18 protein-coding genes are annotated in these 14,488 nt (G+C 63.4%); 11 read left to right on the top strand and 7 right to left on the bottom strand.

The window, feature by feature from the left end:
- The first annotated feature begins 52 nt into the window (after positions 1-52).
- Positions 53-868 carry an AraC family transcriptional regulator gene (locus T331_RS17565; RefSeq protein WP_051622216.1) on the top strand — a complete coding sequence of 272 codons (816 nt, stop codon included), beginning with the start codon at positions 53-55 and terminating at the stop codon, positions 866-868.
- Here T331_RS17565 and T331_RS17560 read toward each other — a convergent pair.
- On the bottom strand, positions 837-1,379 hold the full coding sequence (locus T331_RS17560) for an NADPH-dependent FMN reductase (protein WP_035179450.1): 543 nt from the start codon (positions 1,377-1,379) through the stop codon (positions 837-839). The two genes, T331_RS17565 and T331_RS17560, sit on opposite strands and share 32 nt — an antisense overlap.
- Here T331_RS17560 and T331_RS20260 point away from each other — a divergent pair.
- Positions 1,378-1,524, top strand: coding sequence for a hypothetical protein (locus T331_RS20260; protein WP_211248687.1), 147 nt, complete (start codon positions 1,378-1,380; stop codon positions 1,522-1,524). The genes T331_RS17560 and T331_RS20260 overlap by 2 nt on opposite strands.
- A 64-nt stretch (positions 1,525-1,588) precedes the next feature.
- Here the strand turns inward: T331_RS20260 and T331_RS0106600 are convergent, their stop codons facing one another.
- Complete coding sequence (locus tag T331_RS0106600; protein ID WP_026439470.1) at positions 1,589-3,004, bottom strand: NAD(P)H-dependent flavin oxidoreductase; 1,416 nt, start codon at positions 3,002-3,004, stop codon at positions 1,589-1,591.
- 136 nt (positions 3,005-3,140) lie between these two features.
- On the opposite strand from T331_RS0106600, the gene T331_RS0106595 reads away from it, so the two are divergent.
- The 8 genes from T331_RS0106595 (at position 3,141) to xth (ending at position 9,323) form a co-directional block, all read left to right on the top strand.
- Positions 3,141-3,896, top strand: a complete 756-nt coding sequence (locus tag T331_RS0106595) for a HesA/MoeB/ThiF family protein (protein WP_026439469.1) — start codon at positions 3,141-3,143, stop codon at positions 3,894-3,896.
- Positions 3,878-4,399: an SH3 domain-containing protein gene (locus tag T331_RS0106590; RefSeq protein WP_026439468.1), complete on the top strand. Its 522-nt coding sequence runs from the start codon at positions 3,878-3,880 to the stop codon at positions 4,397-4,399. Before T331_RS0106595 ends, T331_RS0106590 begins: the two co-directional genes overlap by 19 nt.
- 114 nt (positions 4,400-4,513) lie before the next feature.
- Positions 4,514-4,963 carry a GcrA family cell cycle regulator gene (locus tag T331_RS0106585; RefSeq protein ID WP_026439467.1) on the top strand — a complete coding sequence of 150 codons (450 nt, stop codon included), beginning with the start codon at positions 4,514-4,516 and terminating at the stop codon, positions 4,961-4,963.
- A 196-nt stretch (positions 4,964-5,159) separates the two neighbouring features.
- A complete protein-coding gene (locus T331_RS0106580) occupies positions 5,160-5,408 on the top strand; it encodes a cold shock domain-containing protein (protein ID WP_008493524.1) in 249 nt (82 codons plus the stop codon).
- Between the two features lie 262 nt (positions 5,409-5,670).
- Positions 5,671-7,089 (top strand): leucyl aminopeptidase family protein, encoded by a 1,419-nt coding sequence (locus tag T331_RS0106575; protein WP_051622215.1) that lies wholly within the window; start codon positions 5,671-5,673, stop codon positions 7,087-7,089.
- A 363-nt stretch (positions 7,090-7,452) separates the two neighbouring features.
- Positions 7,453-7,833: a MarR family transcriptional regulator gene (locus T331_RS0106570; RefSeq protein ID WP_026439464.1), complete on the top strand. Its 381-nt coding sequence runs from the start codon at positions 7,453-7,455 to the stop codon at positions 7,831-7,833.
- Between the two features lie 88 nt (positions 7,834-7,921).
- Entirely contained in the window at positions 7,922-8,482 is a 561-nt protein-coding gene (locus T331_RS0106565; RefSeq protein ID WP_008493527.1) for a LolA family protein, read from the top strand.
- 31 nt (positions 8,483-8,513) lie between these two features.
- A complete protein-coding gene (gene xth / locus T331_RS0106560; RefSeq protein WP_026439462.1) occupies positions 8,514-9,323 on the top strand; it encodes an exodeoxyribonuclease III in 810 nt (269 codons plus the stop codon).
- A 370-nt stretch (positions 9,324-9,693) separates the two neighbouring features.
- On the opposite strand, the gene T331_RS0106550 is transcribed toward xth, so the two are convergent.
- The 5 genes from T331_RS0106550 to T331_RS0106530 all read right to left on the bottom strand — a co-directional run bounded on the left by T331_RS0106550 (position 9,694) and on the right by T331_RS0106530 (position 13,349).
- Positions 9,694-10,260: a histidine phosphatase family protein gene (locus tag T331_RS0106550; protein ID WP_026439461.1), complete on the bottom strand. Its 567-nt coding sequence runs from the start codon at positions 10,258-10,260 to the stop codon at positions 9,694-9,696.
- A gap of 2 nt (positions 10,261-10,262) precedes the next feature.
- The gene (locus tag T331_RS0106545) at positions 10,263-10,880 is read right to left on the bottom strand and encodes a glutathione S-transferase family protein (RefSeq protein WP_026439460.1); all 618 of its coding nucleotides are present in this window, start codon (positions 10,878-10,880) and stop codon (positions 10,263-10,265) included.
- A gap of 113 nt (positions 10,881-10,993) precedes the next feature.
- Positions 10,994-11,926, bottom strand: a complete 933-nt coding sequence (locus T331_RS0106540; RefSeq protein ID WP_008493533.1) for a ribose-phosphate pyrophosphokinase — start codon at positions 11,924-11,926, stop codon at positions 10,994-10,996.
- A gap of 60 nt (positions 11,927-11,986) precedes the next feature.
- Positions 11,987-12,793: a pyrroline-5-carboxylate reductase gene (gene proC / locus T331_RS0106535; RefSeq protein ID WP_026439459.1), complete on the bottom strand. Its 807-nt coding sequence runs from the start codon at positions 12,791-12,793 to the stop codon at positions 11,987-11,989.
- Positions 12,794-12,836: 43 nt separating this feature from the next.
- Positions 12,837-13,349, bottom strand: a complete 513-nt coding sequence (locus T331_RS0106530; protein WP_008493535.1) for a type III secretion system chaperone family protein — start codon at positions 13,347-13,349, stop codon at positions 12,837-12,839.
- A gap of 251 nt (positions 13,350-13,600) precedes the next feature.
- On the opposite strand from T331_RS0106530, the gene T331_RS0106525 reads away from it, so the two are divergent.
- Positions 13,601-14,383, top strand: coding sequence for a tetratricopeptide repeat protein (locus T331_RS0106525; RefSeq protein ID WP_026439458.1), 783 nt, complete (start codon positions 13,601-13,603; stop codon positions 14,381-14,383).
- Positions 14,384-14,488: the final 105 nt, after the last annotated feature.

Raw genomic sequence — 14,488 nt, 5'->3', positions numbered from 1 at the left:
CGGAGAGCAGGCCCACAACCGCAGGCGGGCCGAAAATTTACGCGAGTGGGCCATGGTCTGGAATAGCCGGGTTGAACTTCTTGACGATGTCGCGCGGCCCTTGCTGGCGCTGGGCACGGATTATGTGGACGGGTTCGCCGTTCCCATGCACCGGCACCGGCGCCACCAGCTTTTGTTCGGCGCGGCGGGGACGGTGATTGTCACCACCAAGGGCGGGAGTTGGATGATCCCGCCGCAACAGGGCATCTGGCTGCCGGCGGGCACCGACCATGCGGTGCGGATGCTGGGCCAGGTGCAGATTCGCAGCCTGTATCTGGAGCCGGAGGCGATCACCTCCATGCCGGCCGATTGCCAGGTGATGGCGATCCCGCCTTTCGTGCAAGGGCTGATGCGCGAGGCGCTGGAACTGCCGGCGGAGTATGACCAGGATAGCCGGGCCGGGGCGCTGATGACACTGCTGCTGCATGAGCTGCAGCACCTGCCCGCCCTGCCCTTGGGTTTGCCGATGCCGGTGCGCCACCCGGCTTTGCTGGCGCGCTGCCAGGGATTTCTGAGCGCGCCGACGCCGCATGCGACGATCGAGGACTGGGCGGCGGCGTTGGGGGTGAGCCGGCGCAGCTTCACCCGGCTGTTTCGCCACGAGACGGGTTTGAGTTTCGCCGCCTGGCGCCAGCGGGCCTGCCTGCATGCCGCCCTGCCCCGGCTGGCCGCCGGGCAGAGTGTCACCAGCGTGGCGCTGGAGCTGGGCTATGACAATCCGGCCGCCTTCACCGCCATGTTCAAGCGCTGCCTGGGGGTGCCGCCACGCCATTATCTGGCGCGGGGGGGCGGGGTGATCAGGCCTGGTTCACCTTCGCCGCGAAGGTGATGAATGCCTCCAGCATTTTCGCCAGGAAGGCGCGGGTAGGTTCGTCAGTGAGTTTGCCGTCCTGGAATTTCGCCCCGGCGCCGCCGATGAAAACCTCCGGCTGGCCGAGCAGATGCAGGTTGAGCACGCCCAAAGTCTGGCGCAGCGGGTACTGGCCGCGGGCGGTGCCCAGCACGCCCGGGGAAACGCCGATGATGGCGGCGGGTTTGTCGGCCCAGACATTGCCGCCGCGCGAGCCCCAGTCGATGGCGTTTTTCAGCGGCGCGGGGATGGAGGCGTTATATTCCGGGGTGGCGAAGAGGATGGCATCGGCGCCGCGTATCTCCTGGCGCAGGCGCTCGACTTCCGGGGGAAAAGTGCCGTCTTTTTCGAGGTCCTGGTTCATCAGCGGCAGATCGCCAATTTCGGCGATGCCGAGGTGATGCTCCGGCAGCAATTCGGCTGCGGCGTGCAGGGCGCTGGTGTTCCAGGAACCGGTGCGCAGGCTGCCGGAAATGCCGAGAATTTTCATGAGGACCTCATCCTTTATGACGCTGCGATTGGAAAATATTTCAAAAATTTTTGGGGTGCAGCCCTTTTTGAAAAAAGGGCTGCAAAACGTCTGGGGTGATGGCAACGGCGTTGCACACGCCCCAACCTCTTCGCCGCTTTTTTGAAAAAAAGCGGCACCAAAAAACATTTGCAAATAAAAAAGCCGCCCTGTTGGGCGGCTTTTCCAAGTCATTTGCCGGTGAGGAGACGTTCCACCAGCTGCTTCACCGAGGGGATGAAGCCGTTGGAATAGAACGGGTCCGAGCCGAAGCGATGGGCGTTATGGCCGGCGAACATCAGATTATTATCCATCGCCGCCTCGTCACCCTCCGCCGCGTGGGCGATGTTCTGCAGCGTCTTCTGGATGCAGAAGCTGCGCGGGTCGGCCTTCTTGCCGTTATCGAAGGTCGGCTCATGCTGGGACCAGTTGGAGAAGCGGCACTGGCTGAGGCAGCCCATGCAGGCCACCTGGTCCTCATGGATTTCCGCCGCCTTCTCAGGGGCGACGAAGATCAGCGTCGAATCCGGGGTGCGCAGCGCCTCGGTGAAGCCCTCATCCTCCCAGGCCTTGGCGCGGGCATAATCAGGTGCGGTGAGATAGACCGGGCGCTTGCGCGCGCCGACGCCATATTCCACCAGATGCTCACCCACCGCCTCGGGGCTGTAGGCCACCTGACGGTCGCTGCGGGCGCGCAGCTCGCGCATGAAATCATTATTCACGGCGGAGGAATAAAAGCCGGTCGGCGAGAAGCGGTTGAGGAAGACGTCACCGGGCTTCAGCTTGAACAGGCGCTCCTTCCAGCTTTGCGGGATCGGGCTTTCCTTGGTCAGCAGCGGGCGGGTGCCGAACTGGAAGGCGATCGGCCCGATTTCGGGATTATTGATGTAATCCTTCCACTCATCCAGGGCCCAGACGCCACCGGCCATGATGATCGGGGTTTCGTGCAGGCCGAAATCGCGCATCACCTTGCGCAGCGCGACCAGGCGGGGATAGGGGCTCTCGGGCTTCGCCGGATCCTCGGAGTTGGAGAGGCCGTTATGGCCGCCGGCCAGCCAGGGATCCTCATAGACCACCCCGCCCAGCAGATCCGCCGCCTTGGAGTAGGCGCGCTTCCACAGCGCCGCGAAGGCGCGGCCGGAGGAGACGATGGGGTAGTAATGCACGTTGAATTTGGCGGCGATGTCCGACAGCCGGTAGGGCATGCCCGCGCCGCAGGTGATGCCGCTGACGATGCCCTTGGTGCGCTCCAGAATGCCGTTGATGACGCGCTCCGCCCCGCCCATCTCCCACAGGATATTGGCGTGGATGCGGCCCTTGCCGCCGGAAATCTCCCAGGCGCGCCGGGCCTGCTCCACCCCGCCATCGATGGCGAACTGGATCAGCTCCTCATGCCGGTCCCGGCGGGTGCGGCCCTTATAGATCTGCGGGATAATGCGGCCCTGATCGTCGAAACTATCGGCATTCACGGCGGAGAAGGTGCCAACGCCGCCGGCCAGCGCCCAATGCCCGGCGCTGATGCCGTTGGAGGCGGAAACGCCCTTACCGCCCTCGACCAGGGGAAGAATATCCATGCCACCCATACGGATGGCGTTAATCGCCGTCATTTCTAAGAAAACCTCATCACCTGGACGTGCTCTCGCCGGAACACAATATGCATCCGCCGTTATTACCAGATTGATAGCGGGCTTGAAAGGCTCTCACGTTTGGTCCCGCGCGCGGAAGCATAATATAAGCCCGCTCATGGATTTGAATTTCTCGGAAGCGGAAATCCAGCGCTATTCGCGGCATATCTTGCTGCGCGAGCTGGGCGGCACCGGCCAGGCCAGGTTGAAGGCCGCGAAGGTGCTCATCGTCGGCGCTGGCGGGCTGGGCTCGCCCTTGGGGCTGTATCTGGCGGCGGCGGGGATCGGCACGATCGGGCTGGTCGACCCGGATGTGGTCGAGCTCTCCAACCTGCAGCGCCAGGTGGCGCATGGCGTGGCGGATCTCGGCCGGGCCAAGGTGGAGAGTGCCGCCGAGTCGCTGGCGCGGATCAATCCGCTGGTGCGGGTCGTGCAGCATCGGGAAAAGCTCGATGCACGGAATGTCGGCCGGCTGCTCGGGGATTACGACCTGATCTGCGATGGCACGGATAATTTCACCAGCCGGTTTCTGGTGGCCGATGCCTGCGTGGCGGCGAAGAAGACCCTGGTCTCCGCTGCGGTGCTGCGGTTTGAGGGGCAGATTTCAACCTTCAAGCCGCATGTCAGCGGGCCCTGTTACCGTTGCCTCTACCCCGAACCGCCGCCCGAGGGGCTGGTGCCGCCCTGCTCCGAGGCCGGGGTGCTGGGCGCGGTGACCGGGGTGATGGGCACGCTGCAGGCAACCGAGGTGATCAAGGAGATCGCTGGTATCGGCCAATCGCTTTCCGGCTTCTTGCTGGTATGGGACGCGCTGGCGGCGGAATTCCGCAAGGTGAAACTGAGAAAGGACCCGGAATGCCCCGTTTGCGGCTGATAGTGCTGCTGTTGGCCCCGCTGCTCTGCGCCGCCGCCCCTGATCCTGGCACCGGCCCTGGCCCTGGCAAAGGCAGCAATACCGGCCTGCCGGTGCCGCGCTTTGTCTCGCTGCGCTCGGATGAGGTGAATGTGCGCGCCGGGCCGGGGTTTCAATATCCGGTGAACTGGGTCTATCAGCGCGCCGGGCTGCCGGTGGAGATCATCGGCGAATTCAATGTCTGGCGGCAGATCCTGGCGCCGGATGGCGGCACCGGCTGGGTGCATGAGGCGACCATCCGCGCCAAGCGCGGCTTCTATATCACCGCCGACAAGGCCGCCTTGCGCAGCGGGCCCAGCGCCGGGGCGGGTGTGGTCGCCTATCTCGCCCAGGGCGTGTCCGGGGCGTTGCTGCGCTGCACGCCCACCAGCGATTACTGCAAGGCTGCCACCAAATATGAGACCGGCTACCTGGCCCGCAGCGATTTCTGGGGCGCCTTTCCGGGCGAGGATGTGAAGCCCTGAGCTGGCGAGTTTGAGTTTTCCACAGAAAAGGACTCGTGAAAACGTCACAAGAGATTGCTACGCCCTCTCGCAGCCTCTACTGTATCTAGTAGTTACAGCATGGAGGCCCACAAAATGGAGTGGACAGACGACAGCATTGCGCGGCTGCGGAGTTTGTGGGCCGAGGGCTTGTCGACCGCGGAGATCGGCCGGCGGCTGAATATTTCCAAGAATGCCGTGGTCGGCAAGGCGCACCGGCTCAATCTGCCGGCTCGCCCCTCGCCGATCCGCCGCTCCACCGGCGAGACCGCGCCGCGCCCGGTGGCGCCCAAGCGCACCCAGGGCCCGACCTTGCCGCCGCTTTCCGCCTCGGTGAGCCAGCCTGTGCCGGTGCTGCGCGCGATCATGCCAGCGCCGAAACCGCAGCAGCCCCGCGCCACCCCGTGCTGCTGGCCAATCGGCGAGCCCGGCAAACCGAGTTTTCACTTTTGTAATGCCGCGGCGGTTTCCGGGAAGCCCTATTGCGAGGACCACGCCGCCATCGCCTATGTCCGCGTGCGCGACAAACGCGAAGACGTGGCCTGACTCCTTGCGAACGTTACGCCGCCGGCACCTTGCCGGCGGCGTTGTTGTTTCAAAAATCCGCTGCAATGCAGCAAAAACTTTGGAATTGATCGTTCCTGGCAAATGCGCTTAAATTCCGTTTCGTCCGGAGCGATCCGGCGAAATGACCCAAGCCCAAAAGAACGGGCAAATAAAACTGGGCAAAGAAAGGCGCCACATGGAAACGATGCAAGACACCCAATCCTCGTCGCAGGCTGAGTCTCAGACCGGCGTGGTGAGATGGTTCAACCCCGGCAAAGGCTATGGCTTCATCGCCCCGGACGAGGGCGGGAACGATATTTTTGTTCATATCAGCGCCGTGCAGCATGCCGGCCTGCGCAAGCTGAATGAGGGCGAGCGGGTGCGCTTCGTTCTGCAGCAGCGCGAGGGCCGCGTTGCCGCCATCGGGATCGAACGGCTGCACTGAATAAGGGGCGGGGTAACCCGCCCATCCTTGCGCTGATCTCTCGCGACCCGGGTGCGCTGGCAGGAGCGCGCCCGGTTTGATCTCTGGGCAGCGCCTTTAGAGCATCAAGTTTTTAGCTTGATGCTCTAAGTTTTGTTTTAGCGAGCAATTTCATGTGTTTATCTTGACGTTGGCGCGTCAACCTAAACACATATTGCTCTAGGTGCCGCGCCGCGCCTTTGCCGCGATGACAGGCCCCCCGCCCCGGCGCTAGCATGCCGGCATGACATATTCCCCTTTACAATTCCTCGACCAACCCTCTGGCCTGGCGCATGTGCCTGGCCCGTCTCTGCCCTTGTACGCGGTACGCCCGGAGGGGCTGGGTGCATGCCTGGCCGCCCTTCCGGAGGCCGCCGCGCAGGCCAGGCTGCTTGGCTTCACCGGCGAGGCCGGCCGCGTGCTGCTTTACGCGGATGCGCAAGGCGCGCTGGCCGGGGCCTTGCTCGGGCTGGGCAACGCGCCGGAGAGCATCGGCTTCGGCGCCGCCGCCGCCGCCCTGCCCGCCGGCAGCCTGTGGCATATCGAGCCCGGCGGGTTCGATCCTGAGCGGGCGGAGCGGGCTTTTCTGCTGGGGGCCTATCGCTACCAGACGCAGCGCGCCCGCCAGGCCGATTTCGCCCAGCTGGCCCCCCAGCGCGCCCAGGCGCAGCCACGCGCGCGCATCCTGGCCGGCAGCATGATGCTGGCCCGCGAGCTGATCAACACACCGCCCAACCTGCTCGGGCCCCCCGAGCTGGCGCAGGCGGCGCTGGATGTGGCGCAGCATTTCGGCGCCGAGGCGGAGGCGATCACCGGTGCGGCGCTGGAGGCCAACTACCCGACCGTGGCGGCGGTGGGTGCCGGTTCGGCGCGCGCGCCAGCGGTGGTGGTGCTGCGCTGGCAGGGCAGCCAGGCGGGGACGGAGGCGAAGCTGGTCTCGCTCTGCGGCAAGGGGGTTTGTTTCGATACTGGCGGCTACAACCTCAAGCCCGGCGGCTCGATGCGGCTGATGCGCAAGGATATGGGCGGGGCGGCGATCATGCTCGGGCTGGCCAGCGCGATCATGGCGCTGGATCTGCCGATCCGGCTGGAGTTGCGGCTGGGCTGCGTGGAGAACAGCGTCTCCGGCCATGCCATGCGCCCCTCCGATATTCTGCGCACCCGTGCGGGGATCAGCGTCGAAGTCGGCGATACGGATGCGGAAGGACGGCTGGTATTGTGCGACCTGCTGCATGAAGCCTGCGGGGCGCAACCGCACTGGCTGATCGACGCCGCCACCCTCACCGGGGCGGCGCGCGTGGCGCTGGGGCCGGATCTGCCGGCGCTGTTCAGCAATGACGACGCACTGGCCCAGACGATTCTTGAATCTGGACTCATCGAGAACGATCCGCTCTGGCGCCTGCCGCTGCACGCGCCTTATGCCGCCTGGCTGGAGACCCCTTATGCGGATTTGTGCAACATCTCTTCAAAGCCGATGGCCGGCGCGGTAACCGCCGCATTGTTCCTGCAACATTTCATTTCAAAAAACACGCATTGGGCGCACATCGACACTTATGCGTGGAACGATGCAACCAGACCGGGCAAGCCCGAAGGCGGAGAGGCGCAAACTCTGCAGGCCTTGCTTGCGGCAATCGAGGGGCTGAGCCGTCCCCACGCCATGTGACGTCCGAAAAATGCAGCGGCCGGGTCTTATTTTTGATCCCGGTCGCGAATCGATAAAATAGGATGCGCACAAACCAGTTTACATATTGTCTTATCAAAACGTAAGATTTCAGCAATAAAGAGCGAATATTTAGTTTTCGCAAAATCAACAAACTTCGTTACAAAACAAATCGTTCGACCGCAGAGGGATCATTTCGCCTTTTCAGTATGTTAGTGATACGGACAAAGAATTTTTCTTAATCATATTGAAGAGATTTTGTATTTACCTATACTATTATGTACTAACGGTTCAGTCTAGAAACGGCTTCGGCGAAATCTTCCGTCTGAAACGGTTTTTATGAGCCTGTTTCCATGGAGTTATAAAATGGCATCCGCTCAACTGTCTTCCGATCAGCTCGTGGGCATTCTACGAGACACGGTCGTGTCCTTGGTTCGCCGTGACGGCGTGGATCTTTCCGCGCGTCAGCTCGGCGTGTTTCTCACCTGCTACCTGAATGAAGGCGGCCATACCGTGCGCGGCCTGGCGCAGGAGCTGAACGTCTCCAAGCCGGCGATCACCCGCGCGCTCGACCGGCTGACCGAGCTCGATTTCGTTCGCCGCAAGGTCGACCCGTCCGACCGCCGCTCGGTGCTGGTGCAGCGCACCGTCAAGGGGGCTGCTTTTCTGCGTGAGACGCGCCATATTATGACCGATGCTTTCTCTGCGAACAAAACCGAGGCCGCCAGCCGCCGCGCGGCGAGCTGATTGTCCCTCCCGCCGCCAAGCCCTTGGGCTGGCGGCTGCCTGTTCAGGGTTGCTGCTCGGGTGGCCATTGGCCGCCCAGGCAGCGCCCTTGGCGCTCACCGCGGCGGATAAGACCCTTATCGCCCAGATCGAGGCCTATCTGAACGCCCAGAAGGGGCTGACCGCCAACTTCCTGCAAGTTGCGGCGGACGGCGCGACGCGCACTGGCAAGGCCTGGTTGCAGCGCCCCGGCAAGATGCGCTTTGCCTATGACCCACCGGACCCGCAACTGCTCGTCGCCGGCTTTGGCCTGCTGGTCTATCACGACCCCGCCCTCGGGCAGACCACCAATATCCCGCTCAGCGCCACCCCGCTTGGCATTCTGCTGGCCCCGCATGTCAATCTTGAATCCGCGGGGGTGTATGTCACCGCCATCAACCGCCAGCCGGGCCAGGTGAATATTTCCCTGGTCCGCAAGGGCAAGGAAGCCGCCGGCACGCTGACCTTGAGTTTCGCGACCGACCCGCTTGAGCTGCAATCCTGGATCGTCACCGATGCGCAGGGCAAACAGACCAGCGTGCATCTCTATGATATAGCGCCGGGCGGACCGTTTCCGGATTCGCTGTTCCAGTATAATCCGTCCTCCGGGCCCAGCACGGTCGGGGGATAGGCAGGCGGTGAAAAGCCTGTAGAGATCCCCCATGACCCTCACCATCGCCACCTGGAACATCAATTCCCTGCGGCTGCGCCAGGCGCATCTGCACCAGCTCGTCGGCCAATTGCAACCTGACGTGATCTGCCTGCAGGAAACCAAGGTTCCTGACGAGCTGTTTCCAGAGGCGATCGCGGCGGAGATTGGATTTCCGCATGTGCTGAAGCGCGGCATGAAAGGTTACAATGGTGTCGCCATATTTTCGCGCCTGCCGTTGATGCTCGCGGAAAACACGCCGGATTGGTGCAATAAAAGTGATTGCCGGCATCTCTCCGCCAGTATCGCCACGCCGCGCGGGCCGCTAACAATCCATAATTTCTACGTTCCCGCCGGCGGCGATGTGCCGGACCGCGCGGCGAACGAGAAATTCGCCCACAAACTTGATTTTCTGGCAGAAACCACCGGGCATTTTTCGGCCTATCCGCCGCAACGCGCGATTTTGGTCGGCGATCTCAACATCGCGCCGCTCGAACATGATGTTTGGAGCCATAAGCAGCTACTGGACGTTGTTAGTCACACCCCGGTTGAGGTGGCGGCCCTGAATGGCTGGCGGGCGCAGGGTTTCTACGATGCGATCCGGCATTTCGTGCCGGAGGACCAGAAATTATATACCTGGTGGTCCTATCGCAACCGCGATTGGGACGCCTCCAACCGCGGCCGCCGGCTGGATCATGTATGGGTGACGCCGGATCTGAAACCGGCCTTGAGCCGCCACCAGATTCTGCGCGAGGCCCGCAACTGGGCGCAGCCCTCTGACCATGTGCCGGTGGCGCTGACCTTGGATCTGGACCGGATCTGAGGCCCGCCCGGCGGGTTGATTCACGCCACGCGCGGCCCAACATACAAAGGCAAGCCTTGCGATAAAGCTTGCATGGCTCCCTGGATGAATCCGCGCATGCGGTTTCATTAAAAATCCGTCATAGGCGGCAGGCCGTTTGTACAGCGCTTGGCGCCACCGGTTTCGCGGGACGGTAAAGGAGTGTTTGACATGAAAGGCTTCATGCCGCCGCCGGCCATCATGATGGTGGCGCTGCTACTCGGGATCGGCATTGCCGCGCTGACCGGCTAGAGCGTATTCCGTTCACGTTGGTGCACGGAATACGCCCTAGCTTTTTGTTCGAGCGAGCAACTTTATCCGATCAAACGAGTCCGTTTGATCGGATGTTGCTCTAGATCCCCAGATCGGGGCTGGTGGCCTGCCAGCCTTCGCCGGTATGGTCACAAAAGATCGGGAGGGCGTGCGCGGTGCGCCCTTCCTTGGGCAGCCCCATGAGTTCGCGCATGGCCCGGAACACGCCGCCATGCGCCACCAGCAGCACCGGCCCCTGCTGCGTTTTCAGGATTCGCCTTAATACCGTCTCGACGCGCCGGGTGAGCGCAGCGAAGCTCTCCGCCCCGTCCGGCGTGGCGCGGCCTTCCAGCCAGTCCGGAAACCAGGGCAGCAAGGGCTCGCCTTCCATGCTGCCGAAGGCGACCTCGCGCAGATCCGGCTCGATGCTGAGCGGCAGGCGCAGGAATTCATTGATGATCTCCGCCGTCTGGCGGGCGCGAAGCAGGGGCGAGGCGATGATGGCGGTGATCTCCTGCCCCGCCAGCAAGGGGCCGGCGCGCTCCGCCTGGGCGCGGCCAGTGGCATTCAAGCCAGCATCGATGCCCGCCCCCTGGGCGAGCCGGGCGGCATTCAGGTCGGTTTCGCCATGGCGAAGGAACCAGAAGGGCCGCGCCGGCAAGGCCATGTTCAGCTCAACCCCTCGCTGGCCAAAGCGCGCTGCACGGCCGGGCGGGCGCGCATGCGCTCCAGATGCGATGCCAGGGCCGGCGGCAGCGTCATCTTGGCGCGCTGCACCCCCCAATGGGTCAAATAGAACAAGGCCGCATCGGCGATCGAGAGATCGCCCAGCAGATAGGCCTTCGCGCCAAGGCTCTGCGCCAGCTGCTTGAAGCCGGCCTCCACAATCTCGCGCCCGGTGCGCTGCACGGCGGGTTCATCCGCCGTGGTCGGGGTGAAATTCGCCGGGCGGAAGATGCGGGTGAAGCCGCGCATATGCACGGTGGCAACCATGTAATCCAGCAATTCCAGCGCCTTCACCTCGCCTTCCAGGGTGGTGGGCAGCAGATGCGCTTCCGGATTGGTCTTCGCCAGATACCAGGCCACGGCCGGCCATTCGGTGATCACGCTGCCATCCTCCAGCGCCAGAGCCGGCACCTTGGATTTCGGGTTCAGTGAAATGAAGGGCTCCTTATATTGCGCCCCGGAGGCGAGATCGACCTTCACCAGCTCGAACGGCTTGCCGATTTCCTCAAGCAGGACATGAATCCCAAGCGAGCAGGCATTCGGGGAATAAAAGAGTTTCATGATGGCTCCCAGCAAATCGCGGCCCTGTGGCCGCCGCCGGGGGAGTTTAGGGCAATAAAAAACCGCGTCCAGCCTGGGGCCGGACGCGGTTTTTTAGGTCGAGACGTGGGGGCTCAGTCGAACAGCGAGGAGACCGAGCTTTCGGTGGAGATGCGGCGCATCGCCTCGGCCAGCAGCTGGGCGACGGAAAGCTGGCGGATATTATGCGCCAGACGTACCGCCTCGGTCGCCATGATCGAGTCGGTGATGGTCAGCATCTCGATCGGCGAGGCGGCGATGCGCGCCACGGCGCCGCCGGAGAGCACGCCATGCGTCACGTACACTTCGACCGACTTGGCGCCATTGGCCAGCAGCGCCTCGGCGGCGTTGCAGAGCGTGCCACCGGAATCGACGATATCATCGACCAGGATGCAATCGCGCCCCTCAACCTCGCCGATGATGTTCATCACCTCGGAGACGCCGGCGCGCTCGCGGCGCTTATCGATGATGGCGAGATCGGTATTCAGCCGGCGGGCGATGATGCGCGCGCGCAGCACGCCGCCAACATCCGGGGAGACGATCATCGGGGTGCGGCCGGCGAAACGCTCCTCGATATCGCGGGAAAAGAGCGGGGCGGCGGGGAGGTTATCGACCGGGATGTCGAAGAAGCCCTGGATCTGGCCGGCATGCAGATCCATGGTCAGCACGCGGCTGGCGCCGGCCTCGGTGATCAGATTGGCGACCAGCTTGGCGGAGATCGGCGTGCGCGGGCCGGATTTACGGTCCTGGCGGGCATAGCCGAAATACGGGATCACCGGGGTGATGCGCCGGGCGGAGCCGCGGCGCAGCGCATCGCAGGTGATCAGCAATTCCATCAGATTGTCATTGGTCGGGTAGGAGGTGGATTGGATGACGAAGACGTCCTCACCACGGACATTCTCGTGAATTTCGACGAACACTTCCATGTCCGCGAAACGCCGGACGGAGGCTTTCGCCAGCGGCAGGTTCAAACCGGCGGCGACAGCCTCGGCCAGAGGGCGGTTGCTGTTGCAGGCTACGATCTTCATGCGCGGTGATCCCCGAATTCAACTCGCGCGCGGTGTAGCAACCAGGGGCCTTAAAGTAAATTAAGCCGAGAGGGCGCGGGAGCGATCCGTGGCGGCCTGGATGGCTTCCCTGAATATTTTTGGCAGAGCGTCATCCGCGCGCAACAGTTTCAGCGCCTCGGCGGTGGTGCCGCCGGGGGAGGTTACAGCCACACGTAGGGCTTCCGGGGTTTCGGCGGAGGCGGCGAGCAGGCTGGCGGAGCCGATCACGGTCTGGCGGGCCATGATGCGGGCGAGATCGGGCGAAAGCCCCTGATCCAGCCCGGCCTGCTCCAGCAATTCGGTCAACAGGAAGACATAGGCCGGGCCGCCGCCGGAAATCGCGGTGACGGCATCCAGCGCGCCCTCATCCTCAACCCAGGCGACCTGGCCGACGGCCTCCAGCAGCCGGGTGGTGAGATCGCGCTGCGCAAGCGAGACGCCCCCACCAGGGAAGGCCACGGTGATGCCCTGGCGCACCGCCGCCGGGGTGTTGGGCATGGCCCGGACCACAGCCTTGGCGCCGCCGAGCAATGAAGCCACGCCCTGGGCGGTTTTGCCGGCCATGATGGAGATGAAGAGCGCGGTTTCGGCGAATTTCGCATAAGCGGGCAGCGCGGCGGCCGCCATTTGCGGCTTCACCGCGAGAATAACCGCTTCCGGCGCGAAATCCGCCGGGAGCTGGGCGGCATCGGCCAGCACGGTCACGTCCGGCCCGGCCAGGGTTTTGGCGCCCTCGGAAGGGTCGATGACGAAAGCGCGGGAGAGGCCCTGCTCACGCCAACCGGCGAGCATGGCGCTGCCCATGCGGCCACCGCCGATGAGCAGAAGAGAGGGAAGAGCGGTCATATAACCGCTCTAACCCATTGAAGGGCGGTTTGGAATGTAGGGGTTACGCCTCGCCGACACATTCCAGCATGGCCGCCTCGAGCGCCTCATCCGCGCTCTTGCCGCCCCAGATCACGAACTGGAAGGCGGGGAAGAAGCGCTCGCACTCGCTGATGGCGATGTCGATCAGGTCCTCGATCGATTCCGAGGCGGCGCTGGGGGCGCCGCGCAGCAGCATGGCGTGGCGATAGACCGGCATGCCGGTCTCTTCATCCATGCCGAAATGGCCGATCCAGAGCCGCTCATTGGCCTTGGCCAGCAATTCATAGAGGCCGGTGCGCTGCTTCGGCGGGGCCTTCATGTCAAAGGCGGCGGAGACATGCATGACGGAAATCTCATCCGACCAGCAGAAATACAGCCCGTAATCGCACCATTTGCCCTGGGCCTCGGCGGCGAGGTCGGACTCGGAGCGGCGGTCGAAGATCCATTCATTTGCTGAGATGACCTGTTCCACGAGGTCGAGCGGATTGGCAACGTTGGTTACGTCGTCATCATTGGCGTAGGCCAGAGCGGTCATGCAAGGAACCTCCTTGTCACCATGAAAACCGGGTGAGACGATACTGGCAAAAGAGCCTGGACTGGCAAAAGAGCTTGGCGTCCCGCGCAGAGTTTCTCCCCACGACTCGGATTTTATGGGGTTTTGTGCGCCGCGTACATTAATATTCCGTCCTTAAAGATTGTTTCGTCTGGCTGTCACCCATCCGCCGCAATGGATTATTATGCTAGAGACCCCCATATGACAGGCCGGATGCCTCAAGGACTCCTGATATGAGCAAATTCTCTCTTCCCCTATTGGCGTTGGCCAGCGGGTTGATGCTGGCCCCTGCCCTGCCCGCGTTCGCGCAGGATGCGAGCCCGCGCCAGATCCAGACGATGATCGATAACGGCCAGAGCGGCCAGGCGATCAGCCAGCTGAAATCCGTGCTGAACACGCACCCGGATAGCGGCACCGCCTGGTATCTGCTGGCCGAGGCGCAGGATGCGCGCGGCAATGAAAACGCCGCCGCCCAGGCGCTGGCCAAGGCCGACCAGTACGCGCCGGGCCTGCCTTTCGCCAATGCGGCGAAGGTTTCGGCGCTGCGGGCGCATATCAATAACGGCTTATCCTCAGCCCAAGCGGGGGAGAGGCATCATGGAGGTGTCAGCATGGTGATGTTGGTGATTGGCGGGTTGATCCTGCTGTTCGTGGTGCTGCGCCTGGTCTCCGGTTTCCGCCGGCAGCAGGTGTACCGCCCGTTCCCGGGCAATCCGAACATGCCGTATAATAATTATCCGCAAGGTGGCCCCGGCCCTTATGGCCCCGGCGGCGGCTATGGTCCGGCGGGCGGCATGGGCGGCGGGCTTGGCAGCTCCATCGTTTCCGGGCTTGCGGCCGGTGCGGGGTTTGCGGCCGGTGAGCGGATTGTGGATGGCATGATGGGCGGGCATGAGGCCCAAGCCGCGCCGCCGCAACAGGATTTCGGCCAGAGCCAGGATGACGGGCTGATGGGCAATCCCGGCTGGGATGATGGCGGCAGCAGCGACGATGATTTGAATAATAACAGCTGGTAGAAAGAAAAAAGCGGCCTTTTTGAAAAAAGGCCGCTTCTTTCATAGCTATGAAACCAACGCTGCATGAGACGCCAAGGCAACCCATGCAGCCATATCGACGACCTA

The organism is Acidocella facilis ATCC 35904 (assembly GCF_000687875.1).
GTDB classification, from domain to species: domain Bacteria; phylum Pseudomonadota; class Alphaproteobacteria; order Acetobacterales; family Acetobacteraceae; genus Acidocella; species Acidocella facilis.
The sequence above is the reverse complement of the archived record's forward strand: the minus strand, read 5'-3'. Positions and strand labels throughout refer to the sequence as shown.